Source organism: Enterobacter sp. BNK-34 (assembly GCF_048684445.1).
Classification (GTDB): Bacteria; Pseudomonadota; Gammaproteobacteria; order Enterobacterales; family Enterobacteriaceae; genus Enterobacter; species Enterobacter pseudoroggenkampii.
Map to the genome: position 1 here is coordinate 1 of NZ_JBLQUA010000001.1, position 24,350 is coordinate 24,350.

Consider the following 24,350-nt stretch of genomic DNA (forward strand, 5'->3'; position numbering starts at 1 on the left):
ATTGATGCCTGGCAGTTCCCTACTCTCACATGGGGAGACCCCACACTACCATCGGCGCTACGGCGTTTCACTTCTGAGTTCGGCATGGGGTCAGGTGGGACCACCGCGCTAAAGCCGCCAGGCAAATTCTGTTAATCTGTATCAGGCTGAAAATCGTCTCTGTCTTCGCCAAAACACCTTCGGCGTTGTAAGGTTAAGCCTCACGGTTCATTAGTATCGGTTAGCTCAACGCATCGCTGCGCTTACACACCCGACCTATCAACGTCGTCGTCTTCAACGTTCCTTCAGGAGACTTAAAGTCTCAGGGAGAACTCATCTCGGGGCAAGTTTCGTGCTTAGATGCTTTCAGCACTTATCTTTTCCGCATTTAGCTACCGGGCAGTGCCATTGGCATGACAACCCGAACACCAGTGATGCGTCCACTCCGGTCCTCTCGTACTAGGAGCAGCCCCCCTCAATTCTCCAGCGCCCACGGCAGATAGGGACCGAACTGTCTCACGACGTTCTAAACCCAGCTCGCGTACCACTTTAAATGGCGAACAGCCATACCCTTGGGACCTACTTCAGCCCCAGGATGTGATGAGCCGACATCGAGGTGCCAAACACCGCCGTCGATATGAACTCTTGGGCGGTATCAGCCTGTTATCCCCGGAGTACCTTTTATCCGTTGAGCGATGGCCCTTCCATTCAGAACCACCGGATCACTATGACCTGCTTTCGCACCTGCTCGAGCCGTCACTCTCGCAGTCAAGCTAGCTTATGCCATTGCACTAACCTCCTGATGTCCGACCAGGATTAGCTAACCTTCGTGCTCCTCCGTTACTCTTTGGGAGGAGACCGCCCCAGTCAAACTACCCACCAGACACTGTCCGCAACCCGGATTACGGGTCTACGTTAGAACACCAGCCATTAAAGGGTGGTATTTCAAGGACGGCTCCACGCAGACTGGCGTCCACGCTTCAAAGCCTCCCACCTATCCTACACATCAAGGACCAGTGTTCAGTGTCAAGCTATAGTAAAGGTTCACGGGGTCTTTCCGTCTTGCCGCGGGTACACTGCATCTTCACAGCGAGTTCAATTTCACTGAGTCTCGGGTGGAGACAGCCTGGCCATCATTACGCCATTCGTGCAGGTCGGAACTTACCCGACAAGGAATTTCGCTACCTTAGGACCGTTATAGTTACGGCCGCCGTTTACCGGGGCTTCGATCAAGAGCTTCGCGTTGCCGCTAACCCCATCAATTAACCTTCCGGCACCGGGCAGGCGTCACACCGTATACGTCCACTTTCGTGTTTGCACAGTGCTGTGTTTTTAATAAACAGTTGCAGCCAGCTGGTATCTTCGACTGATTTCAGCTCCACCCGCAGGGGCTTCACCTACATATCAGCGTGCCTTCTCCCGAAGTTACGGCACCATTTTGCCTAGTTCCTTCACCCGAGTTCTCTCAAGCGCCTTGGTATTCTCTACCTGACCACCTGTGTCGGTTTGGGGTACGATTTGATGTTACCTGATGCTTAGAGGCTTTTCCTGGAAGCAGGGCATTTGTTACTTCAGCACCGTAGTGCCTCGTCATCACACCTCAGCGTTAAAAGGTACCGGATTTACCTGGAACCTCCGCCTACATGCTTAAACCGGGACAACCGTCGCCCGGCTAACATAGCCTTCTCCGTCCCCCCTTCGCAGTAACACCAAGTACAGGAATATTAACCTGTTTCCCATCGACTACGCCTTTCGGCCTCGCCTTAGGGGTCGACTCACCCTGCCCCGATTAACGTTGGACAGGAACCCTTGGTCTTCCGGCGAGCGGGCTTTTCACCCGCTTTATCGTTACTTATGTCAGCATTCGCACTTCTGATACCTCCAGCATGCCTCACAGCACACCTTCAACGGCTTACAGAACGCTCCCCTACCCAACAACACATAGTGTCGCTGCCGCAGCTTCGGTGCATGGTTTAGCCCCGTTACATCTTCCGCGCAGGCCGACTCGACCAGTGAGCTATTACGCTTTCTTTAAATGATGGCTGCTTCTAAGCCAACATCCTGGCTGTCTGTGCCTTCCCACATCGTTTCCCACTTAACCATGACTTTGGGACCTTAGCTGGCGGTCTGGGTTGTTTCCCTCTTCACGACGGACGTTAGCACCCGCCGTGTGTCTCCCGTGATAACATTCTTCGGTATTCGTAGTTTGCATCGGGTTGGTAAGCCGGGATGGCCCCCTAGCCGAAACAGTGCTCTACCCCCGAAGATGAGTTCACGAGGCGCTACCTAAATAGCTTTCGGGGAGAACCAGCTATCTCCCGGTTTGATTGGCCTTTCACCCCCAGCCACAAGTCATCCGCTAATTTTTCAACATTAGTCGGTTCGGTCCTCCAGTTAGTGTTACCCAACCTTCAACCTGCCCATGGCTAGATCACCGGGTTTCGGGTCTATACCCTGCAACTTAACGCCCAGTTAAGACTCGGTTTCCCTTCGGCTCCCCTATACGGTTAACCTTGCTACAGAATATAAGTCGCTGACCCATTATACAAAAGGTACGCAGTCACACCACGAAGGTGCTCCCACTGCTTGTACGTACACGGTTTCAGGTTCTTTTTCACTCCCCTCGCCGGGGTTCTTTTCGCCTTTCCCTCACGGTACTGGTTCACTATCGGTCAGTCAGGAGTATTTAGCCTTGGAGGATGGTCCCCCCATATTCAGACAGGATACCACGTGTCCCGCCCTACTCTTCGAGTTCACAACCTGTGCATTTTCGTGTACGGGAGTATCACCCTGTACCCTGCGACTTTCCAGACGCTTCCACTAACACACAAGCTGATTCAGACTCTGGGCTGCTCCCCGTTCGCTCGCCGCTACTGGGGGAATCTCGGTTGATTTCTTTTCCTCGGGGTACTTAGATGTTTCAGTTCCCCCGGTTCGCCTCGTTAACCTATGTATTCAGTTAACGATAGTGTGTCGAAACACACTGGGTTTCCCCATTCGGACATCGCCGGGTCAAAGGTTCATATCACCTCGCCGGCGCTTTTCGCAGATTAGCACGTCCTTCATCGCCTCTGACTGCCAGGGCATCCACCGTGTACGCTTAGTCGCTTAACCTCACAACCCGAAGATGTTTCACTTCTGATTGCGAAAATTTGAGAGACTCGAACACACCATTTAAGATGTGTCGTTTCAATTTTCAGCTTGATCCAGATTTTTAAAGAGCAAATATCTCAAACGTCACCCGAAGATGAGTTTTGAGATATTAAGGCAGGTGACTTTCACTCACGAACCAGCAAGTGGCGTCCCCTAGGGGATTCGAACCCCTGTTACCGCCGTGAAAGGGCGGTGTCCTGGGCCTCTAGACGAAGGGGACACTGAAGTCTCAATCGCAAGACGCCTTGCTATTTACTTTTCATCAGACAATCTGTGTGAGCACTGCAAAGGCAGGTTCTTTAAGGTAAGGAGGTGATCCAACCGCAGGTTCCCCTACGGTTACCTTGTTACGACTTCACCCCAGTCATGAATCACAAAGTGGTAAGCGCCCTCCCGAAGGTTAAGCTACCTACTTCTTTTGCAACCCACTCCCATGGTGTGACGGGCGGTGTGTACAAGGCCCGGGAACGTATTCACCGTAGCATTCTGATCTACGATTACTAGCGATTCCGACTTCATGGAGTCGAGTTGCAGACTCCAATCCGGACTACGACGCACTTTATGAGGTCCGCTTGCTCTCGCGAGGTCGCTTCTCTTTGTATGCGCCATTGTAGCACGTGTGTAGCCCTACTCGTAAGGGCCATGATGACTTGACGTCATCCCCACCTTCCTCCAGTTTATCACTGGCAGTCTCCTTTGAGTTCCCGGCCTAACCGCTGGCAACAAAGGATAAGGGTTGCGCTCGTTGCGGGACTTAACCCAACATTTCACAACACGAGCTGACGACAGCCATGCAGCACCTGTCTCAGAGTTCCCGAAGGCACCAAAGCATCTCTGCTAAGTTCTCTGGATGTCAAGAGTAGGTAAGGTTCTTCGCGTTGCATCGAATTAAACCACATGCTCCACCGCTTGTGCGGGCCCCCGTCAATTCATTTGAGTTTTAACCTTGCGGCCGTACTCCCCAGGCGGTCGACTTAACGCGTTAGCTCCGGAAGCCACGCCTCAAGGGCACAACCTCCAAGTCGACATCGTTTACGGCGTGGACTACCAGGGTATCTAATCCTGTTTGCTCCCCACGCTTTCGCACCTGAGCGTCAGTCTTTGTCCAGGGGGCCGCCTTCGCCACCGGTATTCCTCCAGATCTCTACGCATTTCACCGCTACACCTGGAATTCTACCCCCCTCTACAAGACTCTAGCCTGCCAGTTTCGAATGCAGTTCCCAGGTTGAGCCCGGGGATTTCACATCCGACTTGACAGACCGCCTGCGTGCGCTTTACGCCCAGTAATTCCGATTAACGCTTGCACCCTCCGTATTACCGCGGCTGCTGGCACGGAGTTAGCCGGTGCTTCTTCTGCGGGTAACGTCAATCGATGAGGTTATTAACCTCACCGCCTTCCTCCCCGCTGAAAGTACTTTACAACCCGAAGGCCTTCTTCATACACGCGGCATGGCTGCATCAGGCTTGCGCCCATTGTGCAATATTCCCCACTGCTGCCTCCCGTAGGAGTCTGGACCGTGTCTCAGTTCCAGTGTGGCTGGTCATCCTCTCAGACCAGCTAGGGATCGTCGCCTAGGTGAGCCGTTACCCCACCTACTAGCTAATCCCATCTGGGCACATCTGATGGCAAGAGGCCCGAAGGTCCCCCTCTTTGGTCTTGCGACGTTATGCGGTATTAGCTACCGTTTCCAGTAGTTATCCCCCTCCATCAGGCAGTTTCCCAGACATTACTCACCCGTCCGCCGCTCGTCACCCAGAGAGCAAGCTCTCCTGTGCTACCGCTCGACTTGCATGTGTTAGGCCTGCCGCCAGCGTTCAATCTGAGCCATGATCAAACTCTTCAATTTAAGTTTGATGCTCGTGAATTAAACTTCGTAATGAATTACGTATGTTCACTCAGAGACTTGGTATTCATTTATTGTCCGAAGACATTAAGAATCCATGTCACTTTGAGTGCCCACACAGATTGTCTGATAAATTGTTAAAGAGCAGTGCAACGCGGCTTTCGCTCACCGTTGCGAGGTGGCGTATATTACGCTTTCCCGCTTCAGAGTCAAGCGTTTATTTTCGCTATTCTCTGCTGACCCGGCGGCGTGCGTGCCGTTGTTCCGTGTCAGTGGAGGCGCATTATAGGGAGTAATTCCGAACCTGCAAGGATAAAGTGAAATTTATTTACTGACTGCTCACTTTCCAGGCAAAACCGACTCCAGACCTCAATTTTCGCCTGGTTTTTAAACAAAAACGAGCCGCAAGCGGCTCGTTTTTGCGTTTTGTGACTTACTGCACTGCCACAATGCGATCGTCGTTGGCTTCCAGACGAATAACTTTGCCTGGAATTAACTCTCCGGAGAGGATCAGCTGCGCCAGTGGGTTTTCGATCTGCTGCTGGATAGCACGTTTCAATGGACGCGCACCGTAAACCGGATCGTAACCATTCTCGCTCAGCAGCTTCAGCGCCTCGTCGGAGATGTGAATTTCATATCCACGTTCTTCCAGACGTTTGTACAGACGCTGCAGCTGGATCTGCGCAATCGACGCAATGTGTTTCTCACCCAGAGGATGGAATACCACCACTTCATCAATACGGTTGATGAACTCCGGACGGAAGTTATGGCTCACCACACCGAGCACCAGATCCTTCATATGGCTGTAGTCCAGTTCACCGAAACGTTCCTGAATCAAATCAGAACCCAGGTTCGAGGTCATAATGACAACCGTATTACGGAAGTCGACCGTTCTCCCCTGCCCGTCGGTCAGACGCCCATCATCCAGCACCTGCAACAGGATGTTGAACACATCCGGGTGTGCTTTTTCCACTTCATCCAGCAGGATGACGGAATAAGGACGACGGCGAACCGCTTCCGTCAGGTAACCGCCTTCTTCATAACCGACATATCCCGGAGGCGCACCGACCAGACGCGAGACGGAGTGTTTCTCCATAAACTCGGACATGTCGATACGCACCATCGCATCGTCGCTGTCGAACATAAAGTTAGCCAGCGCTTTACACAGCTCGGTTTTACCGACACCGGTTGGCCCCAGGAACAGGAACGAACCGATTGGACGATTAGGATCGGAAAGCCCCGCACGGCTACGGCGAATAGCGTTCGATACCGCTTCAACCGCTTCGTTCTGACCAATCACACGATTGTGGAGATCGTTCTCCATGCGCAGCAGTTTTTCACGCTCGCCTTCCAGCATGCGCGCCACCGGAATACCGGTCCAGCGAGCAAGCACTTCCGCGATTTCTGCATCCGTCACCTTATTACGTAACAGACGCATCGTTTTCCCTTCTGACTGCGTCGCTATCTCAAGCTGTTTTTCCAGCTCAGGAATTTTGCCGTACTGCAGTTCAGACATCCGCGCCAAATCGCCGACACGGCGAGCCTGCTCAATGGCAATTTTTGCCTGTTCGAGTTCAGCTTTGATGGTCTGCGTGCCGGAAAGGGATGCTTTCTCGGCTTTCCACTCTTCTTCCAGCTCAGAATACTGGCGCTCTTTATCGTCCAGTTCTTCATTGAGCATATCGAGGCGTTTCTTACTGGCTTCATCAGACTCTTTCTTCAGCGCCTGCTGTTCCAGCTTGAGCTGAATGATGCGTCGGTCGAGTCGGTCCAGCTCTTCCGGCTTCGAGTCAATTTGCATACGAATGCTCGACGCCGCTTCATCAATCAGGTCGATCGCTTTATCCGGCAACTGACGGTCAGCAATATAACGATGCGAAAGCGTCGCCGCCGCAACGATGGCCGGGTCAGTGATCTGCACGTGGTGGTGCAGTTCATAGCGCTCTTTCAGACCACGCAGGATCGCGATGGTATCTTCAACGCTTGGTTCAGCAACAAACACTTTCTGGAAACGACGCTCAAGAGCAGCATCTTTCTCAATGTACTGACGATATTCGTCCAGCGTAGTGGCACCGACGCAGTGAAGCTCACCGCGCGCCAGCGCAGGTTTCAGCATATTCCCGGCATCCATCGCGCCGTCTGCTTTACCCGCGCCGACCATGGTGTGCAGTTCATCGATAAACAGAATGACGTTGCCTTCCTGCTTCGCCAGGTCGTTAAGCACGCCTTTCAGGCGCTCTTCGAACTCGCCGCGGTATTTCGCACCGGCCACCAGCGCGCCCATGTCCAGCGCCAGCACGCGGCGGCCCTTCAGGCCTTCCGGCACTTCACCGTTGACGATACGCTGCGCCAGCCCTTCAACAATGGCGGTTTTACCGACACCCGGTTCACCAATCAGCACCGGGTTGTTCTTGGTACGACGCTGCAGTACCTGAATGGTACGGCGGATTTCTTCATCACGGCCGATAACCGGGTCAAGTTTGCCCTGTTCAGCACGCTCGGTCAGATCGACCGTAAATTTCTTCAAAGCCTGACGTTGGTCTTCGGCTCCCTGATCGTTCACGCTTTCACCTCCGCGCATTTTCTCAATCGCCTGAGTCACATTGGCGGTGGTCGCACCGGCAGATTTCAGCAGGTCGGTCAAGGTACCGCGTGATTCAAGCGCCGCCAGAACAAATAGCTCTGACGAAATAAAGTTGTCCCCACGTTTTTGCGCCAGCTTGTCGCAAAGGTTCAGCACGCGCACCAGATCCTGCGACGGCTGAACGTCGCCGCCGGTCCCTTCGACCTGCGGCAAACGGCTCAGCGCCTGATCGATAGCGGTGCGTAACTGGCCAGCATTAATGCCAGCGGACGTTAATAAAGGACGTACCGATCCCCCTTCCTGATTCAGCAAGGCGCTCATTAAATGAAGAGGTTCGATAAATTGGTTGTCGTGCCCCAGTGCGAGGGACTGGGCATCGGCGAGAGCAAGCTGGAATTTATTAGTAAGACGATCCAGACGCATAACTCCTCCCATAACAGGTCAAATTTGCTACTGGAGATTAAATGAGGTCATCCCTCAATTATTCAAGGTTAATGACCTGAATTATGTGAAAAGAAAACGGCACGTACCGGATCGTCTTGATTCTTTAGGTTATATCAGCCAAATAAAACTTGCCATACGACCAGTGGTCTTGTCTCGGCGATAAGAGAAAAAATCACCCTTTTCGGTGAATGTGCAGCGATCGCCGCCGGAGATCTGCGTTACGCCCACGTTATTCAAACGCTGACGCGCAAGCTGGTAAATATCGGCCAGATATTTATCTCCAGAAGGCAGGAAGGCGTCCACCGCTTGCGGATCTTTATCCATAAAGGCGTCGCGGACCTCTGGGCCCACTTCAAAAGCGCGAGGACCAATGGCCGGGCCAAGCCAGGCCATAATATTGGCGGGCTCATCCTTAAAACAGGCGACGGTTTCTTCCAGCACGCCTTCACACAGTCCACGCCAGCCCGCGTGTGCTGCAGCCACCTCGGTACCTGCACGGTTGCAGAACAGCACTGGCAGACAATCGGCGGTCATTACGGCACAAACGGTTCCCGGAGTATTGCTGTAAGAGGCATCAGCGCGTTTAGAAGCATAGGGTTCTCCCGTCAACTTCAGCACCGCCTTGCCGTGAACCTGTTCCAGCCAGACTGGCTTCGACGGCAAGTTCCCCGCAGCAAACAGACGCCTGCGGTTCTCTTCCACGTGTTCCAGGTTGTCACCACAGTGCGCACCGAGGTTCAATGACTCCCACGCGCCCTGGCTAACACCGCCAGTGCGGGTTGAACTGCAGGCAGCCACGCCAGCAGGCAATGGCCACTCCGGGACAATCAGTTTGGTCATAACCAGTCCACTTGATCCTTATGTTCTTCAAAATCAGCACGCATGGCGTCAATAAGATCCACCATATCCTGAGGGATAGGCGCATGCCACTCCATCTGAATGCCGGTGATAGGATGGTAAAGACGCAGCATCGTCGCGTGCAGCGCCTGACGATCGAATTTACGCAATACGCTGATGAACTCATCCGATGCGCCTTTAGGCGGACGCGGACGGCCACCGTAGACCTGATCCCCCACCAGCGGATGGGTAATGTGGGCCATATGCACGCGGATCTGGTGAGTACGCCCGGTTTCCAGACGCAGACGCAGGCGCGTATGAATACGGAAGTGTTCCATAATGCGATAGTGCGTCACCGCCGGTTTACCCATCGGATGCACCGACATATGGGTACGTTTGGTTGGGTGACGGCTGATAGGCTCCTCCACCGTTCCGCCAGAGGTCATATGCCCAATGGCTACCGCTTCATACTCACGGGTGATTTCGCGCAGCTGCAGCGATTCCACCAGACGGGTCTGAGCAGGAACGGTCTTCGCCACCACCATCAGACCGGTAGTGTCTTTATCCAGACGGTGCACGATGCCCGCGCGCGGGACATCCGCGATCGGTGGATAGTAATGGAGAAGTGCGTTAAGTACCGTACCGTCAGGGTTCCCCGCGCCCGGATGAACAACCAAGTCGCGCGGCTTGTTGATCACCAGAATGTCATCATCTTCATAGACGATGTCCAGTGGGATATCCTGCGGCTCGAAGCGGATTTCCTCTTCGATTTCAGCATTGATGGCGACAGCTTCCCCACCTAACACTTTCTCTTTTGGTTTGTCCCAGATCTTGCCGTTTACCAGCACGCGCTGGTCAAGGATCCATTCTTTTATGCGTGAACGCGAATAATCAGGGAACAATTCGGCCAAAGCCTGATCTAAGCGTTGACCGAGCTGATTTTCGGAGACTGTTGCGGTGAGTTCTACTCGTTGTGCCATAAACTGCTTCTTCGTTTAACGTTGGGTTTTACGGCTTTGCCGTTTAATATAGTGTGCTATTGTAGCTGGTCTTAATCGGGAGCAGGAACAGAGTTTCTCCCGGACAAACATTTGAGGAAAGTCAAAACGTCATGACGCGCATGAAATATCTGGTGGCAGCGGCCACGTTGAGCCTGGCTTTGGTGGGCTGCTCCGGTTCAAATGAACAGGTCCCTGACAATCCGCCGAATGAAATCTATGCGACTGCACAACAAAAGTTGCAGGACGGTAACTGGAAACAGGCGATAACGCAACTGGAAGCGTTGGATAATCGCTATCCATTTGGTCCGTATTCGCAGCAGGTACAGTTAGATCTCATCTACGCATACTATAAAAATGCCGATCTGCCGCTGGCTCAGGCAACCATCGATCGTTTCATGCGTCTGAACCCAACTCATCCTAACATCGACTACGTGATGTACATGCGCGGTCTTACCAACATGGCGCTGGACGACAGTGCGCTGCAGGGCTTCTTCGGCGTGGATCGTTCCGACCGTGACCCGCAGCATGCGCGTGATGCCTTCAATGACTTCTCCAAACTGGTGCGCGGCTATCCGAACAGTCAGTACGTGACCGACGCCACCAAGCGTCTGGTGTTCCTGAAAGATCGTCTGGCGAAATATGAATACTCCGTGGCGGAATACTATACCCGCCGTGGCGCATGGGTTGCCGTGGTTAACCGCGTAGAAGGTATGCTGCGAGATTATCCGGATACTCAGGCAACGCGCGACGGCCTGAAGCTGATGGAAAATGCTTACCGTCAGATGCAGATGACCGCTCAGGCTGAAAAAGTGGCGAAAATCATCGCCGCGAACAGCAGCAACACCTGATTTTGCCTCAATGCAAAACGGCAGCCCGAAGGCTGCCGTTTTTTTATTCGTTTCTGAGCGTCGCTGAAACGCGTTAGCCTCAACACATCCTGTCAACTATGGCCCCAATTTATGCCTTCTACAAGGTAAATCTCGCCTCTTCCTGCCCTGCCTCACAAAAAAGATTCCCTGACAAAAACCGACAAAATAACGTGATCTAAATCACACATTTTGACATTAGGTCGGGTATGCTGGAATCACCAAGACGGAAAGACAAGAGGTAAAATTTATGACAATGAACATTACCAGTAAACAAATGGAAATTACTCCGGCAATTCGCCAGCACGTCGCAGACCGTCTCGCCAAACTGGATAAATGGCAAACACATTTGATTAATCCACATATCATCCTGTCCAAGGAGCCGCAGGGTTTCATCGCTGACGCAACTATCAATACTCCAAACGGCCATCTGGTCGCCAGCGCAAAACACGAGGATATGTACACCGCTATTAACGATTTGATCAACAAGCTGGAACGGCAGCTCAATAAAGTGCAACACAAAGGTGAAGCCCGTCGCGCCGCAACATCGGTGAAAGACGCCAGCTTCGCGGAAGAAGTTGAAGAAGAGTAATCCTTTAAATTGAGTGTACCGCCAACGCGCCTTCGGGCGCGTTTTTTGTTTTTTATTGACAGGGTGAAAACAGTACGGGTACTTTAACGGTATCACTCACAGGATGACTTTATGAAACTTACGCCGTTCTTCTTCGCATTCTTTTTTACCTTCCCCTGAACGGGAGGCGTTTCGTCGTGTGATAAAGAATGCGAAGACGAACAACAAGGCCTCCCACACCGGGGGGCCTTTTTTATTGATAACGATAAAATGAGACAGGCAACACTATGACACCGGAAAACCCGTTACTGGATCTGCGCGTAAAAATCAGCGCGCTGGATGAGAAACTGCTGGCGCTGCTGGCCGAACGCCGTACTCTTGCCGTTGAAGTGGGCAAAGCCAAACTGGACTCCCATCGCCCGGTTCGTGATATCGACCGCGAGCGGGATCTGCTGGAGCGTCTGATCCAGCTCGGTAAAGCGCATCACCTCGATGCCCACTACATTACCCGGTTGTTCCAGCTCATCATCGAAGACTCCGTTCTGACCCAGCAAGCGCTACTCCAGCAGCATCTCAATAAAACCAATCCACACTCTGCGCGTATCGCCTTCCTCGGGCCCAAGGGCTCCTATTCTCACCTGGCCGCACGTCAGTATGCCGCACGCCATTTCGAAGAATTTATTGAAAGCGGCTGCGCGAAGTTTGCCGACATTTTTAACCAGGTCGAAACCGGTCAGGCGGATTACGCCGTGGTGCCGATTGAGAACACCAGCTCCGGCGCCATCAACGACGTCTACGACTTGCTGCAGCACACCAGCCTGTCGCTAGTCGGCGAGCTGACGATCCCTATCGATCACTGCGTGCTGGTCTCCGGCTCAACGGACCTGAACACGATCGAAACGGTCTACAGCCACCCGCAGCCGTTCCAGCAGTGCAGCCAGTTCCTGAACCGCTATCCGAACTGGAAAATTGAGTACACCGAGAGCACCTCGGCGGCGATGGAAAAAGTGGCGCAGGCGAACTCCCCCACCGTCGCGGCGCTCGGCAGCGAAGCGGGCGGCGCGCTGTATGGTTTACAGGTGCTGGAACGCAACCTGGCAAACCAGACACAAAACATTACCCGCTTCGTGGTGCTGGCCCGCAAGGCAATCAATGTGTCTGACCAGGTACCGGCTAAAACCACGCTGCTGATGGCCACCGGCCAGCAGGCCGGTGCGCTGGTTGAAGCCCTGCTGGTGCTGCGTAATCACAACCTGATCATGACGAAGCTGGAATCACGTCCGATCCACGGTAACCCGTGGGAAGAGATGTTCTACCTCGATATCCAGGCCAACCTCGAGTCTGCTTCCATGCAGAAAGCCCTGCGCGAGCTGGGCGAGATCACACGTTCCATGAAGGTGCTGGGCTGCTACCCGAGCGAAAACGTCGTCCCGGTCGATCCGAGCTAACGTTCGATAAAGCGGCTTTTCTTCATCCCTGCCACGTTAACCGGCAGGGTGAAGATGGCGCCGGAGAGCGGATACTTCGCCACCTCTTCTGCATCCATATTTTCCCGCGTGGTGGTAATAAACAGCGTTTTCATGTCATCGCCGCCAAAGCAGACCATCGTCGGGCAACGTACCGGCATGCGGTATTCTTCCAGTTGCTCCCCTTGCGGTGAAAAACGCGCAATCCGCCAGCCGTCAAACAGCGCGCTCCAGTAGCAGCCTTCCACGTCCATCGCCGCGCCGTCCGGAATCCCTTCACTCTCTTTAAACTGACGAAACACCTCGCGCCTGCCGGGTTCGCCCTGCTCATCAAGCGGGGTACGGTAAATCACACCGTTTGGCGTGTCTGAGGTAAACATCCACTGCTTGTCCGGGCTAAACGCTAAGCCGTTATGCCCGTGGATATCGCACTGGATCACCTTCGGCGTCAGGTCGTTGTCGATGCGCATCAGCAGGGCGCCGTTGTAATCTCCCGGCCCCCAGAACGTGCCCGCATAGAACCGGCCCTGATGGTCGGTACCCCCATCGTTAAAACGCGCCAGCTGCGGGTTAGAGGGGTTGTCGCACACCTTGCGCTGCAGAAGGCCATGCTTATCGGCAAGCCAGATGCCATTGCGCATGGCGACGATAAACCCGCCGCGCTCGCGCAGCGCGAAACAGCCCACCTCCTCGTGGAAAGAAAGCACGGTGTGTTCCGCCGTCGGCAGATGGTAGCGGTGGATCTCCCCTTCAAGAATATCGGCCCAGTAGAGCGCGCGCTCTTCTACGCTCCACGTCGGGCATTCAGGCAAATGCCCGGTATAATTCAACAGCAGCTGCGGTTCGGCCATGACAGTTCCCCAAAATGAAAAAAGCCAGCAATGCTGGCTTTCAGTATATACATCATCGCATTACTGGCGACTGTCATTTGCCTGGCGCAACAGCGTCCGGCTCTCACTCTGGAAGCGCTGCGCGTAATCGCCAAACCAGTGCTCGACCTTGCGGAAGCTGTCGATAAACGCCTGCTTGTCTCCGTGCTCCAGCAGCGTAATGGCTTCCCCAAAGCGCTGATAGTAGCGCTTGATCAGCGCCAGGTTGTTCTCGGAGGACATAATAATGTCCGCGTACAGCTGCGGATCCTGCGCGAACAGGCGGCCGACCATCGCCAGCTCCAGACGATAGATCGGTGAAGAGAGTGCCAGCAGCTGTTCAAGCTGCACGTTCTCTTCCGCCAGATGCAGGCCGTAGGCAAACGTCGCAAAGTGGCGCAGCGCCTGAATGAACGCCATGTTCTGATCGTGCTCGACCGCGCTGATGCGGTGCAGTCGCGCACCCCATACCTGAATCTGCTCCAGGAACCACTGATAGGCTTCCGGCTGACGACCATCGCAGTAAACCACCACCTGCTTAGCCAGGCTGCCGCTGTCCGGGCCAAACATTGGGTGCAGGCCCAGTACCGGGCCGGTATGTGCAGCCAGCATGGCCTGCAGCGGACCATTTTTGACAGAGGCCAGATCCACCAGGATGCAATCTTTCGGCAAAGGAGGCAGCTTTTCGATGATCTGCTCCGTCACGTGGATCGGCACGCTGACGATAACCATCCCGGCATCTTTCATGAGTTCCGGTGCCTGCGCCCAGTCCTCTTTTTCCAGAATGCGCACCTGATAGCCAGACAGCGTCAGCATTTTTTCAAACAGACGCCCCATCTGCCCTGCACCGCCGACAATCACCACCGGACGCAGGGACGGGCAGAGAGTTTTAAAGCCCTTGTCGTTTTCGCTGGAATAGGACTCCCGCATCACGCGACGCAGAACATCTTCTATCAGGTCCGGAGAAACGCCCAGCGCCTGCGCCTCTTTACGACGGGAGGCCAGCATGGAGGCCTCGCGCTCCGGGACGTAAATCGGCAGGCCGTATTTGCTTTTCACCTCACCCACTTCGGCAACCAGCGCCATACGGCGCGCCAGCAGATCCAGCAGCGCCTTATCCACTTCATCAATTTGATCGCGCAGTGCGGTCAATTCAGCAACCATAACTAAACCTCTTAAGCCAGACGCGTCGCCAGCTGGCCGTTCAAATCTTTGTGGATCTCACGCAGCAGCGCATCGGTAGTCTCCCAGCTGATGCAGGCATCCGTCACGGAGACGCCATGCTTCATGGCACTGCGCGGTTGTTCAGATGACTGATTGCCTTCATGAATATTGCTCTCAATCATCAGACCGATAATCGAACGGTTACCATCTTTGATCTGTGCGACCACAGATTCCGCAACCGCTGGCTGGCGACGGTAATCTTTATTCGAATTACCATGACTGCAATCTACCATCAGTGCCGGGCGCAGTCCCGCCTGCTCCATCTCTTTTTCACACTGCGCCACGTCCGCCGGGCTGTAGTTCGGGGCTTTCCCGCCGCGCAGGATCACATGGCCATCGGGGTTGCCCTGCGTTTGCAGGAGGCATACCTGGCCCGCCTGGTTGATACCGACAAAACGGTGCGGCATGGCGGCAGCACGCATGGCGTTGATCGCCGTCGCCAGGCTGCCATCGGTACCGTTTTTAAAACCAACCGGCATCGACAGGCCCGACGCCATCTCGCGGTGGGTTTGCGATTCCGTGGTACGCGCGCCAATCGCGGACCAGCTGAACAGATCGCCCAGGTATTGAGGACTATTAGGATCCAGCGCTTCGGTTGCCAGCGGCAGCCCCATGCTGACCAGCTCCACCAGCAGGCGACGCGCAATCTTCAGGCCTGCTTCCACATCAAACGAGCCATCCATGTGCGGATCGTTAATCAACCCTTTCCAGCCGACGGTAGTACGTGGCTTCTCAAAATAGACGCGCATCACCAGATAGAGGCTATCGCTGACCTCCTCCGCTAATGTTTTAAATCGACGAGCGTACTCAATGGCGGTTTCAGGATCGTGAATGGAGCAAGGACCGCATACCACCAGCAGGCGCGGATCGCGGCCGGCGATAATGTCAGAAATGGTCTGACGAGAGTGCTCAATCTGAGCCTCCTGCGCGACGCTCAGCGGAAATTCTGCTTTCAGTTGATCCGGAGTAATTAAAACCTGTTCGTCAGTGATATGTACATTGTTCAGCGCGTCTTTTTGCATGATGGCGATCCTGTAAAGCTCGTTTGCGATAGTTGTTTTCCTCGATGAGGTGAGACCACGATACCATAAAAAGTAAACATTTCAATCCAAAATACGTACAGATTAGTTTACACATGCCAATTTATTGCAAAAATCAGCCGATAAAAACGTAAACTTTAAATTACAGACAGATTTTCTTTAGCCAGGCTATGCTGAAGAAAAAAGGAGAATGGCTATGCGTTCAATTGCTCTCGCGCTGTTGTCGCTGTTTTTAACGGGCTGTCAGATCAATCCTTACACCTTCCAGCCCGACTGGACCAGCCCATCCTGGTTTGATGCCGGTAAAGAAGACGCCATGAATGGCCTGCCGGTTAAAGATAACCAGGCCCTGGCCGATAGTTTTAACGACACGCACGTCGATCGTAGTGAATATCTTCGCGGCTATGCCGATGGTCAGAAGAAAGTCTGCGAAGAAGGATTTATTCATGCCTGGGGATTAGCAGGGAAATCTTTCCCTGCCAGCTGCGATACTGCCGAAAACGCGGCAACACTGCGTGCGTCATGGCAGAAAGGGATGGATGAAAGTATGCGCTCCAGCAGACTCAATTAAGTCTGTTTTTATCCACCGGAAAATACACAACAGTAGGATTTAGCTTAGGTTGGCCTCATGCTATTTCTGACATAATGACGGATCTGATAAACAATGGTATTCTGCCCGCAACTCTTAAGGACGTCTATTTCCGGAGCGATGTGGCGGATTCTGGTGAGAAATTCATTCTTGATCTCTTTATTCCGACTCACTCTGGTGTTAATGCTGTTCCTTATGGTGGGCCCAACGACGGCAGGCGCACTTACGGAAACGGATAAATCAGTACGCTCAATTGTCTCAGGCATTGTGAGCTATACGCGATGGCCGTCACTTACCGGGCAACCTAAACTCTGCGTCTACGCCACTTCTCACTATACGCATGCCCTCAGCGGCGACGAAGGGCACAACGAGTTACCTTATACCCCCGTTATTGTACATAACGATCGGGAAGCCCTGGCCGCGACGTGCGATGCGATTTATTTCGGATCTGAATCACCGGCAAAACAACTTGAATTAATAAGTCAATATCAGGGCAGAGCGTTGCTATTAATCTCAGAGCAAAATCCGGAATGTGTAATTGGCAGTGCCTTTTGCCTGATGATCGATCGCGGCCAGGTACGGTTTTCCGTCAACCTGGATGCATTGACGCGCAGTGGCGTAAGAGTCAATCCGGATGTATTAATGCTGGCACGGAATAAGCAGCATGGATAAAGATTTCACTTCAACATCACGTCCGACGTTTAAAAGAACATTGAGGCGAAACAGCATGATAAGCGTCATTATCACCATGACGTTAATATGGCTGTTGCTCTGTTTTGCCTCCGTCGTAACCTTAAAACAATACGCGCAAAAGAATCTCGAATTAACCGGCGCCACAATGAGCCACAGCCTGGAAGCCTCGCTGGTTTTCAACGACTCGCTGGCGGCCAGCGAAACGCTTGCCGCCCTGGGCAAACAGGGGCAGTTTGCCGTGGCCGAGGTGATTAACGCGCATAAAAAGCGGTTCGCCTATTGGTCCTGGAACCCGGAAGATAACAACGACACGCTTGGGGCACTGGTCAGCCGCTGGCTTTTCCCCGTACCGGTTGCGCAGCCCATCATGCATAACGGCTTAACGATCGGCGAAATCCGCCTTACCGCGCGTGACAGTCTGATCAGCCATTTCATCTGGATGTCGTTTGCCGTTCTGACCGGCTGCATTCTCTTTGCCGCCGTCGTCGCGTTCATCATTACCCAGTCTTTGCATCGTGGGATGGTTACGGCCCTGCAGAACATTACCGACGTCGTGCATGACGTACGCACGAACCGCAACTTCTCCCGCCGGGTGAAAGATGGCCGTATCGAAGAATTTCACCAGTTTGGCGAGGACTTCAACAGTCTTCTGGATGAAATGGAAGAGTGGCAGCTCAAGCTGCAGGCGAAAAACGCCCAGCTGTTGCGTACCGCCATGCACGACCCGCTTACCGGTCTTGCCAACCGTGCGGCATTTCGTAACAGCATTGCAGCCTTAATGAACGACCCTTCAGCCAAAACAAACTCGGCCCTGCTCTTCCTCGACGGTGATAATTTTAAGTTTATTAACGACACTTGGGGACACGCGGCAGGAGACTGCGTGCTGATTGAAGTCGCCAGCAGGATGATGGAGTTTGGCGACAAACGTCACCAGGCATACCGGCTTGGCGGTGACGAATTCGCCATGGTGCTGTACGGCGTGCACTCTGAGCTTGAGGTTCAACACATTTGTGCTGCGCTTTCGCAGCAATTTATCCGTCCGTTTGATCTTCATAACGGACAAAAAGCATCGATGTCACTCAGCATTGGCTTTGCTCTGGCGTGGGAAAATGCTTCCGTGGAAGCATTACTGGAGAGGGCTGACCGCAACATGTACCAGGTTAAAAACCAGCGTACGAAAACAATAAGTTAGAAAGGAAATTCTATGTTAAAACGTTACTTCGCGCCGATAGTACTGGCCTCACTGATTCTGGCAGGCTGTCAGTCGCCGCCGGAAGGCAAATTCACTCCTGAGCAAATTGCGGCGATGAAGTCTTACGGTTTTAACGAACTGAACGGTGACTGGTCACTTGGCATATCGGACACCATCCTGTTTGATAAAAATGACGCCAGGCTGCGCCCGGAGAGTGAAACACAGATCCAGTCCATGGCCTCTCGCCTGGCGGAAACCGGGCTGAACCACGCGCGAATGGACGGTCACACGGATAACTACGGGGAAGAAAGCTACAACGAAGCGCTGTCGTTAAAACGCGCCAATGCGGTGGCCGAAGCCTGGGCTAAGGGTGCAAATATCCCTCGCAGCAATCTCACCACGCGGGGATTAGGTCAAAAATACCCGGTTGCGAGTAACAGTACCCCACAAGGGCGCGCTGAAAACCGCCGCGTCGCAGTGGTTATCAGCACGCCATAGGGTTATTTAGCGGATGATTCGGCGAGCGTCACCCTGGTTGCCGCTCGCCAGCGCAGCCAGTCCACCAGAACAAACAGCGCCAGACTCGCGCCCATGACCGGCAGGGCCAGCCCCAACAGTACGCTGGTTACTACCGCAACGCCTCTTCCCCATCCTGACAGCGCCAGCCAGCTCTGACAAAGCGTTTGTACCGGACTCACTGCCGATTGCGCCGGACGACGGATCCACCACATCCGGTATCCCCAGATAATGAGCACGCACAGGGAAAGACCAAACGCCACGAGCAGCAGCTGATTTGCCAGGCCGAACAAGATCCCCATATGGAAATCCACGCCCCAGCGGGTCAGTTTTGCCATTAGCGGGAAATCCTCGAATCGGATTCTGTCCAGAACCTGCATCGTCGAAGGATCAACCGCAACGGCATCGACCTGGGTCGGCCAGCTGCGATCGATTTCCGTCACGGTCCAGGCACGATCCATCGTTTTCGCCGGGCGGATCTCCAGCCTGTTGGCATCAATCCCCGCTTTACGCGCCGCGCTTAGCACTTTGTCAAACTGCGTCAAATCCATCGCCATTTCCGGCATCACCATTCCGCCGTGATGACCACGGTGTTCGGCATGTTCATCCACGATCTCATGTTGGCCGGATAGCGTCGTGTTCACCTGCGGGGTGAGCCAGTTCATCTCTGCCCGCAGCTTATCCACGTTCCCGCCAGCCCACTGGGACCAGGTCAGGCCGGTTGCGGAGAACAGCAGCATTCCACCCAGCAGAACCCAGCCCAGCGTCACGTGCACCCGACGCCGGTTCTGGAAGCGATTGTTGATCCGCCGTTTGGGTCGGGTATAAAACCACAGGGCAACACCGCCCAGCGCGGCAACCCACATCCACGAGGCCGCAAGCTCGCTGTAAAGGCGCCCAATGTCGCCCAGCATCAGAGAAGTATGCAGGTAATCAATGGTCTGACGCAGGGGTAAAATCCCGCTGGTGCCGTATACCGTCAGATCTCCCAGCACCGCCAGGCTCACCGGATCGATAAAGATAGCCCGGTTCTCCGATGGCCCAAGTTTCGGGTCAGCGAACATCACGCGGGTGGTTTCGCCCTCAACCAGCCCCGGACGCACGGCGTGCAAACGTAAATCTGATCCAACGGTTTTTTCCGCCGCGGCGATTTGTTCTGCCAGAGGCTGCGGCTCGCCCACGGAATCCGCGTGGAGCGCGTGCCGGTAGAGTGCGTTTTCCAGCTGCGGGGTCGCCACATATAGCGTCCCGGTCAGCGCGGCGAAGAAGATAAACGGGCCGACAAACAGCCCGACGTAGAAATGGAGGCGACGCAGCAGGTTTCCCCATGCCGCGCGCGGAGTGCAAGTAGTCATACTTTTCCTTTTTAAGGCAAAAAGTTATCGATTTTGTTTTTAAAGGGAAAAAGCAGACTGTCGCGGCGGCGCGCGGGTATCAGGGTAAAGCCAGGGGAAGAAGTGCCAGTGGTTGACCGCCTGACGCGGCGGCTTAACGCGAAGCCTCTGCAGCACCACGCTGAGCAGGATGATGAGCGCCAGCATCACGCCAGGGACATGCGCTAACAGCACGCAGTAACCGCACGCTTCAGCATGGTCGACAGGCATCGTGTGCGGCATATCGCCGTGATGCTCGTCCATCGACATCATGCTCATGTCATGATGCATGCCCGGCATGGCGCTCATGGGATCTTTCTGCAACGAGACGGAGATAAGCGGTGCTACCACGATCAGCAGGATCGCGAACAGCGCGGTCAATGCCGCTGCGCGTTTCCGGTCAGGCTGATGCAGTACGTTATCCACTTCCCCTCCATTCAAGAGGCAAGCATTGTAAATGATTTATGACAAAAGGGTTAACGCGAGAGGTGCGATGGGATAAAAAAAGGGCCAGCCTTTCGGCCAGCCCTTTCTAACAGGATGTCGCTTAAGCGAATCTTAGTTCAGACGCTCTTTAATACGAGCAGACTTACCAGTACGCTCACGCAGGTAGTACAGTTTAGCTTTACGTACAGCACCACGACGTTTAACAGCAATGCTGTCAACTACCGGAGAGTGAGTCTGGAAGACACGCTCAACGCCTTCGCCGTTGGAAATTTTACGAACAGTGAATGCAGAGTGCAGACCGCGGTTACGAATAGCGATAACCACGCCCTCGAATGCCTGCAGACGTTTTTTGGAACCTTCAACAACCCATACTTTCACTTCCACGGTGTCACCTGGACGGAAGGAAGGTACGTCCTGCTTCATCTGCTCTTGTTCAAGTTGCTTAATAATGTTGCTCATAATTTAATCTCTTATCCTGGGTAAACTGATATTCGGGAGCGTATTACGCATTCCCATCATGTTCATGCTGCTGGTGCGCGTGTTCAGTTTTGAACTCGGCCAGCAACTTTGCTTGCTCTTCAGTCAGAGCCAGGTTTTCCAGAAGTTCAGGTCTTCTAAGCCAGGTTCGGCCCAGCGACTGCTTCAAACGCCAGCGACGTATCTCGGCATGGTTTCCAGACAGTAACACCGCCGGTACTTCCATCCCTTCTAACACTTCAGGACGAGTATAGTGTGGACAGTCCAGCAACCCGTCAGCAAAGGAATCTTCCGTTGCCGAAGCTTCATGGCCCAGAACCCCCGGAATGAACCGGGCGACGGAGTCAATCAGCGTCATTGCCGGTAACTCACCACCGCTGAGAACGTAATCGCCGATAGACCATTCTTCGTCAATCTCGGTTTGGATTACGCGCTCATCTATCCCTTCGTAGCGCCCACAGACCAGAATCAGCTTTTGATTCGTCGCCAGTTCGCTCACGCCCGCTTGATCAAGCTTGCGTCCCTGAGGTGACAGATAAATCACCTTTGCGCCTTCACCTGCCGCGGCTTTTGCTGTGTGAATGGCGTCCCGTAAGGGTTGCACCATCATTAGCATCCCCGGTCCGCCGCCGTAAGGACGATCGTCCACGGTACGGTGCCGGTCATGAGTAAAGTCACGAGGACTCCAGCTCTGGATGCTCAGCAGGCCATTCTTTACTGCCCGGCCAGTTACCCCGTAATCGGTAATCGCGCGGAACATTTCAGGAAACAGGCTAATTATGCCAATCCACATAGCGCCGTCTTTTACCGTTTATCCGGAGAATTTAAAAACCAGGATCCCAATCTACTTCAATGGTTTGAGTAGTGAGATCGACTTTCTTGATAACCTGTCCATCGAGGAACGGAACCAACCGCTCCTTGATGCCAAATGCATCTTTCAGGTTTGCCTTAATGACGAGAACGTCATTCGACCCGGTTTCCATCATATCGATGACTTTCCCCAGGCTGTAGCCTTCGGTAGTGACTACCTGGCAACCCATAAGGTCTTTCCAGTAGTAGTCGCCCTCTTCCAGCTGTGGCAACTGCGACGAATCCACGACAATTTCACAATTAGTCAGCGCATTCGCGGCATCACGATCGTCAACGCCTTTCAGCTTGATGATGATGTCCTGATTGTGGTGACGCCAGCTTTCCAGCTCGACCTCTTCCCACTTACCGCCTTTCTGGATAAACCAGGGCTGGTAATCAAAAATGCTATCAGCGTCTTCAGTGGAGGAAAACACTCTGAGCCAACCACGGATACCGTAGCAAGAACCCATTTTTCCCAATACGATCGGTTCAACAGGTACTTTATTGCTCATCATGACCACCGTGACAGATTAAGCTGCTTTGTTTGCTGCTTTGATCAGCGTAGCAACGCGATCGGAAACAGTAGCGCCCTGGCCAACCCAGTGAGCGATACGATCCAGATCCAGACGAGTTTCTTCTTCTGCGCCAGCGGCCAGTGGGTTGAAGAAACCAACGCGCTCGATGAAGCGACCGTTGCGTGCATTACGGCTGTCAGTCACAACAACCTGGTAGAACGGACGCTTTTTAGCGCCGTGACGTGCTAAACGAATAGTTACCATAACATCCTCTTGTGTGAATAAAACAACCGGGCCCCATCGAGGAACGGAGCCCGGGTGTCATATTAAAAGCCCGAAAATTTTACTCATTTTCGGGCAAAAAGCAATCTCAAAAGCGATTAACGCCCTGGAAAACCGGGAGGCATCATCCCTTTCATGCCGCGCATCATCTTCGCCATGCCGCCTTTCTTCATTTTCTTCATCATGCGCTGCATGTCGTCGAACTGTTTCAGAAGGCGGTTAACGTCCTGCACCTGCATGCCGCAACCGGCTGCGATACGGCGTTTACGGGAACCTTTGATGATATCCGGGTTTGCGCGTTCTTTGAGGGTCATCGAGTTGATGATCGCCTCCATACGCACCAGCACCTTGTCATCCATCTGCGCTTTCACGTTGTCAGGGATCTGGCCCATGCCCGGCAGTTTGCCCATCAGGCTGGCCATGCCGCCCATGTTTTTCATCTGACGCAGCTGCTCAAGGAAGTCGGTGAGATCGAAACCGTCACCTTTTTTCAGCTTGCTGGCCAGCTTCTCGGCCTGCGCGCGGTCAACCTTGCTCTCGATATCTTCGATCAGCGACAGCACGTCGCCCATGCCGAGAATACGGGAGGCAATACGGTCCGGGTGGAACGGCTCCAGCGCTTCGGTTTTCTCGCCCACGCCGAGGAATTTAATCGGCTTACCGGTGATGTGACGAATAGAGAGCGCCGCACCGCCGCGGGCGTCACCGTCCACTTTGGTCAGCACCACGCCGGTTAACGGCAGCGCTTCGTTAAACGCTTTCGCGGTATTCGCCGCATCCTGACCGGTCATGGCGTCGACAACGAACAGGGTCTCTACCGGGTTGATAGAGGCATGCACCTGCTTGATCTCGTCCATCATCGCTTCGTCGACGTGCAGACGACCGGCGGTATCCACCAGCAGCACGTCATAGAATTTCAGCTTCGCCTCTTTCAGCGCGGCGTTAACGATGTCGACAGGCTTCTGCGCCACGTCGGACGGGAAGAAATCCACGCCAACCTGCTCTGCCAGGGTTTCCAGCTGTTTGATCGCCGCCGGGCGATAGACGTCCGCAGAGACCACCAGCACTTTCTTCTTGTGCTTTTCACGCAGGAACTTACCCAGCTTACCGACGCTGGTGGTTTTACCCGCACCCTGCAGGCCCGCCATCAGCACCACGGCCGGTGGCTGAGCCGCCAGGTTAAGCACCTGGTTCTCTTCGCCCATCGCCGAAACCAGTTCATTACGAACGATTTTGACGAACTCCTGACCCGGGGTCAGGCTCTTGTTAACTTCATGACCAACCGCCTTCTCTTTTACGCGGTTGATAAAATCACGAACAACCGGCAACGCGACGTCTGCTTCCAGCAGCGCCATGCGCACTTCGCGCAGCGTTTCCTTGATGTTCTCTTCAGTAAGGCGTCCGCGGCCGCTGATGTTGCGCAGCGTGCGCGACAAACGATCGGTTAAATTATCAAACATTGTCTCTCGCCTGAGTAGAAACGTTGGGCCGCCATGGGCGACACATACACAGAATTTTGCCGGAGTATAACATGAAGGC

General features: G+C 53.9%; 21 protein-coding genes, 1 tRNA gene, 3 rRNA genes and 1 other annotated feature. Of the genes, 8 read left to right on the forward strand and 17 right to left on the reverse strand.

Features of this window, described 5'->3' with window-relative positions:
* Positions 1 to 6: 6 nt before the first annotated feature.
* The 7 genes from rrf to rluD all read right to left on the reverse strand — a co-directional run bounded on the left by rrf (position 7) and on the right by rluD (position 9,821).
* Positions 7 to 122: ribosomal RNA gene (gene rrf, locus ACMGG5_RS00005) — 5S ribosomal RNA — on the reverse strand.
* A gap of 67 nt (positions 123 to 189) precedes the next feature.
* A 23S ribosomal RNA gene (locus ACMGG5_RS00010) occupies positions 190 to 3,093 on the reverse strand.
* Positions 3,094 to 3,276: 183 nt separating this feature from the next.
* A tRNA-Glu gene (locus tag ACMGG5_RS00015) sits at positions 3,277 to 3,352 on the reverse strand.
* Positions 3,353 to 3,437: 85 nt separating this feature from the next.
* Positions 3,438 to 4,979: ribosomal RNA gene (locus tag ACMGG5_RS00020) — 16S ribosomal RNA — on the reverse strand.
* Together the 16S, 23S and 5S rRNA genes with 1 tRNA gene alongside form the textbook arrangement of a ribosomal RNA operon.
* A 430-nt stretch (positions 4,980 to 5,409) precedes the next feature.
* A complete protein-coding gene (gene clpB, locus ACMGG5_RS00025; protein ID WP_420277287.1) occupies positions 5,410 to 7,983 on the reverse strand; it encodes an ATP-dependent chaperone ClpB in 2,574 nt (857 codons plus the stop codon).
* A 129-nt stretch (positions 7,984 to 8,112) separates the two neighbouring features.
* Positions 8,113 to 8,844: a purine nucleoside phosphorylase YfiH gene (yfiH, locus tag ACMGG5_RS00030; RefSeq protein ID WP_090418264.1), complete on the reverse strand. Its 732-nt coding sequence runs from the start codon at positions 8,842 to 8,844 to the stop codon at positions 8,113 to 8,115.
* A complete protein-coding gene (gene rluD / locus ACMGG5_RS00035) occupies positions 8,841 to 9,821 on the reverse strand; it encodes a 23S rRNA pseudouridine(1911/1915/1917) synthase RluD (protein ID WP_023308866.1) in 981 nt (326 codons plus the stop codon). Before rluD ends, yfiH begins: the two co-directional genes overlap by 4 nt.
* Positions 9,822 to 9,952: 131 nt before the next feature.
* On the opposite strand from rluD, the gene bamD reads away from it, so the two are divergent.
* The 4 genes from bamD (at position 9,953) to pheA (ending at position 12,727) form a co-directional block, all read left to right on the forward strand.
* A complete protein-coding gene (gene bamD / locus ACMGG5_RS00040; protein WP_023308867.1) occupies positions 9,953 to 10,690 on the forward strand; it encodes an outer membrane protein assembly factor BamD in 738 nt (245 codons plus the stop codon).
* Between the two features lie 268 nt (positions 10,691 to 10,958).
* Positions 10,959 to 11,300: a ribosome-associated translation inhibitor RaiA gene (gene raiA, locus ACMGG5_RS00045; RefSeq protein WP_003863162.1), complete on the forward strand. Its 342-nt coding sequence runs from the start codon at positions 10,959 to 10,961 to the stop codon at positions 11,298 to 11,300.
* 110 nt (positions 11,301 to 11,410) lie between these two features.
* Positions 11,411 to 11,536: a sequence feature (Phe leader region), on the forward strand.
* Positions 11,412 to 11,459: a pheA operon leader peptide PheL gene (pheL, locus tag ACMGG5_RS00050; protein WP_100249759.1), complete on the forward strand. Its 48-nt coding sequence runs from the start codon at positions 11,412 to 11,414 to the stop codon at positions 11,457 to 11,459. (Overlaps the previous feature by 48 nt.)
* A 30-nt stretch (positions 11,537 to 11,566) precedes the next feature.
* Entirely contained in the window at positions 11,567 to 12,727 is a 1,161-nt protein-coding gene (gene pheA / locus ACMGG5_RS00055; RefSeq protein ID WP_032646893.1) for a bifunctional chorismate mutase/prephenate dehydratase, read from the forward strand.
* On the opposite strand, the gene ACMGG5_RS00060 is transcribed toward pheA, so the two are convergent.
* Genes ACMGG5_RS00060 through aroF form a run of 3 tightly spaced genes read right to left on the reverse strand, consistent with a single transcriptional unit; the run spans position 12,724 to position 15,860 of the window.
* Complete coding sequence (locus ACMGG5_RS00060) at positions 12,724 to 13,596, reverse strand: SMP-30/gluconolactonase/LRE family protein (protein ID WP_157189610.1); 873 nt, start codon at positions 13,594 to 13,596, stop codon at positions 12,724 to 12,726. The genes pheA and ACMGG5_RS00060 overlap by 4 nt on opposite strands.
* Positions 13,597 to 13,656: 60 nt before the next feature.
* Positions 13,657 to 14,778 (reverse strand): bifunctional chorismate mutase/prephenate dehydrogenase, encoded by a 1,122-nt coding sequence (gene tyrA / locus ACMGG5_RS00065; RefSeq protein ID WP_024908344.1) that lies wholly within the window; start codon positions 14,776 to 14,778, stop codon positions 13,657 to 13,659.
* Between the two features lie 11 nt (positions 14,779 to 14,789).
* Positions 14,790 to 15,860 (reverse strand): 3-deoxy-7-phosphoheptulonate synthase AroF, encoded by a 1,071-nt coding sequence (gene aroF, locus ACMGG5_RS00070; protein ID WP_024908343.1) that lies wholly within the window; start codon positions 15,858 to 15,860, stop codon positions 14,790 to 14,792.
* Positions 15,861 to 16,074: 214 nt separating this feature from the next.
* On the opposite strand from aroF, the gene ACMGG5_RS00075 reads away from it, so the two are divergent.
* The 4 genes from ACMGG5_RS00075 to ACMGG5_RS00090 all read left to right on the forward strand — a co-directional run bounded on the left by ACMGG5_RS00075 (position 16,075) and on the right by ACMGG5_RS00090 (position 18,850).
* Positions 16,075 to 16,449, forward strand: coding sequence for a DUF2799 domain-containing protein (locus ACMGG5_RS00075; RefSeq protein ID WP_024908342.1), 375 nt, complete (start codon positions 16,075 to 16,077; stop codon positions 16,447 to 16,449).
* A 138-nt stretch (positions 16,450 to 16,587) separates the two neighbouring features.
* Positions 16,588 to 17,139: a YfiR family protein gene (locus ACMGG5_RS00080; protein ID WP_194266141.1), complete on the forward strand. Its 552-nt coding sequence runs from the start codon at positions 16,588 to 16,590 to the stop codon at positions 17,137 to 17,139.
* On the forward strand, positions 17,132 to 18,352 hold the full coding sequence (gene dgcN, locus ACMGG5_RS00085; protein WP_024908340.1) for a diguanylate cyclase DgcN: 1,221 nt from the start codon (positions 17,132 to 17,134) through the stop codon (positions 18,350 to 18,352). Before ACMGG5_RS00080 ends, dgcN begins: the two co-directional genes overlap by 8 nt.
* 12 nt (positions 18,353 to 18,364) lie before the next feature.
* A complete protein-coding gene (locus tag ACMGG5_RS00090; protein WP_024908339.1) occupies positions 18,365 to 18,850 on the forward strand; it encodes an OmpA family protein in 486 nt (161 codons plus the stop codon).
* A gap of 2 nt (positions 18,851 to 18,852) precedes the next feature.
* On the opposite strand, the gene ACMGG5_RS00095 is transcribed toward ACMGG5_RS00090, so the two are convergent.
* The 7 genes from ACMGG5_RS00095 to ffh all read right to left on the reverse strand — a co-directional run bounded on the left by ACMGG5_RS00095 (position 18,853) and on the right by ffh (position 24,271).
* Positions 18,853 to 20,223: a PepSY-associated TM helix domain-containing protein gene (locus ACMGG5_RS00095; protein WP_420277289.1), complete on the reverse strand. Its 1,371-nt coding sequence runs from the start codon at positions 20,221 to 20,223 to the stop codon at positions 18,853 to 18,855.
* 39 nt (positions 20,224 to 20,262) lie between these two features.
* On the reverse strand, positions 20,263 to 20,667 hold the full coding sequence (locus tag ACMGG5_RS00100; protein ID WP_024908337.1) for a DUF2946 domain-containing protein: 405 nt from the start codon (positions 20,665 to 20,667) through the stop codon (positions 20,263 to 20,265).
* Positions 20,668 to 20,799: 132 nt separating this feature from the next.
* On the reverse strand, positions 20,800 to 21,147 hold the full coding sequence (gene rplS / locus ACMGG5_RS00105) for a 50S ribosomal protein L19 (protein WP_002914145.1): 348 nt from the start codon (positions 21,145 to 21,147) through the stop codon (positions 20,800 to 20,802).
* A gap of 43 nt (positions 21,148 to 21,190) precedes the next feature.
* Positions 21,191 to 21,958, reverse strand: a complete 768-nt coding sequence (trmD, locus tag ACMGG5_RS00110; protein ID WP_014832949.1) for a tRNA (guanosine(37)-N1)-methyltransferase TrmD — start codon at positions 21,956 to 21,958, stop codon at positions 21,191 to 21,193.
* Between the two features lie 31 nt (positions 21,959 to 21,989).
* Positions 21,990 to 22,529 (reverse strand): ribosome maturation factor RimM, encoded by a 540-nt coding sequence (gene rimM, locus ACMGG5_RS00115; protein WP_032645319.1) that lies wholly within the window; start codon positions 22,527 to 22,529, stop codon positions 21,990 to 21,992.
* A 15-nt stretch (positions 22,530 to 22,544) separates the two neighbouring features.
* The gene (gene rpsP, locus ACMGG5_RS00120; RefSeq protein ID WP_003863133.1) at positions 22,545 to 22,793 is read right to left on the reverse strand and encodes a 30S ribosomal protein S16; all 249 of its coding nucleotides are present in this window, start codon (positions 22,791 to 22,793) and stop codon (positions 22,545 to 22,547) included.
* Positions 22,794 to 22,909: 116 nt separating this feature from the next.
* Positions 22,910 to 24,271: a signal recognition particle protein gene (ffh, locus tag ACMGG5_RS00125; RefSeq protein ID WP_014884878.1), complete on the reverse strand. Its 1,362-nt coding sequence runs from the start codon at positions 24,269 to 24,271 to the stop codon at positions 22,910 to 22,912.
* Positions 24,272 to 24,350 lie beyond the last annotated feature (79 nt).

Excerpts from the sequence above, each read along its gene's own strand:
- ACMGG5_RS00090 (WP_024908339.1), top strand. The coding sequence starts at position 18,365 with ATGTTAAAACGTTACTTCGCGCCGATAGTACTGGCCTCACTGATTCTG.
- dgcN (WP_024908340.1), top strand. The coding sequence starts at position 17,132 with ATGGATAAAGATTTCACTTCAACATCACGTCCGACGTTTAAAAGAACA.
- rpsP (WP_003863133.1), bottom strand. The coding sequence starts at position 22,793 with ATGGTAACTATTCGTTTAGCACGTCACGGCGCTAAAAAGCGTCCGTTC.
- rplS (WP_002914145.1), bottom strand. The coding sequence starts at position 21,147 with ATGAGCAACATTATTAAGCAACTTGAACAAGAGCAGATGAAGCAGGAC.
- bamD (WP_023308867.1), top strand. The coding sequence starts at position 9,953 with ATGACGCGCATGAAATATCTGGTGGCAGCGGCCACGTTGAGCCTGGCT.
- ACMGG5_RS00075 (WP_024908342.1), top strand. The coding sequence starts at position 16,075 with ATGCGTTCAATTGCTCTCGCGCTGTTGTCGCTGTTTTTAACGGGCTGT.
- tyrA (WP_024908344.1), bottom strand. The coding sequence starts at position 14,778 with ATGGTTGCTGAATTGACCGCACTGCGCGATCAAATTGATGAAGTGGAT.
- ACMGG5_RS00080 (WP_194266141.1), top strand. The coding sequence starts at position 16,588 with ATGTGGCGGATTCTGGTGAGAAATTCATTCTTGATCTCTTTATTCCGA.
- clpB (WP_420277287.1), bottom strand. The coding sequence starts at position 7,983 with ATGCGTCTGGATCGTCTTACTAATAAATTCCAGCTTGCTCTCGCCGAT.
- yfiH (WP_090418264.1), bottom strand. The coding sequence starts at position 8,844 with ATGACCAAACTGATTGTCCCGGAGTGGCCATTGCCTGCTGGCGTGGCT.
- rimM (WP_032645319.1), bottom strand. The coding sequence starts at position 22,529 with ATGATGAGCAATAAAGTACCTGTTGAACCGATCGTATTGGGAAAAATG.
- ACMGG5_RS00095 (WP_420277289.1), bottom strand. The coding sequence starts at position 20,223 with ATGACTACTTGCACTCCGCGCGCGGCATGGGGAAACCTGCTGCGTCGC.
- aroF (WP_024908343.1), bottom strand. The coding sequence starts at position 15,860 with ATGCAAAAAGACGCGCTGAACAATGTACATATCACTGACGAACAGGTT.
- trmD (WP_014832949.1), bottom strand. The coding sequence starts at position 21,958 with ATGTGGATTGGCATAATTAGCCTGTTTCCTGAAATGTTCCGCGCGATT.
- pheA (WP_032646893.1), top strand. The coding sequence starts at position 11,567 with ATGACACCGGAAAACCCGTTACTGGATCTGCGCGTAAAAATCAGCGCG.
- rluD (WP_023308866.1), bottom strand. The coding sequence starts at position 9,821 with ATGGCACAACGAGTAGAACTCACCGCAACAGTCTCCGAAAATCAGCTC.
- ACMGG5_RS00060 (WP_157189610.1), bottom strand. The coding sequence starts at position 13,596 with ATGGCCGAACCGCAGCTGCTGTTGAATTATACCGGGCATTTGCCTGAA.
- ffh (WP_014884878.1), bottom strand. The coding sequence starts at position 24,271 with ATGTTTGATAATTTAACCGATCGTTTGTCGCGCACGCTGCGCAACATC.
- raiA (WP_003863162.1), top strand. The coding sequence starts at position 10,959 with ATGACAATGAACATTACCAGTAAACAAATGGAAATTACTCCGGCAATT.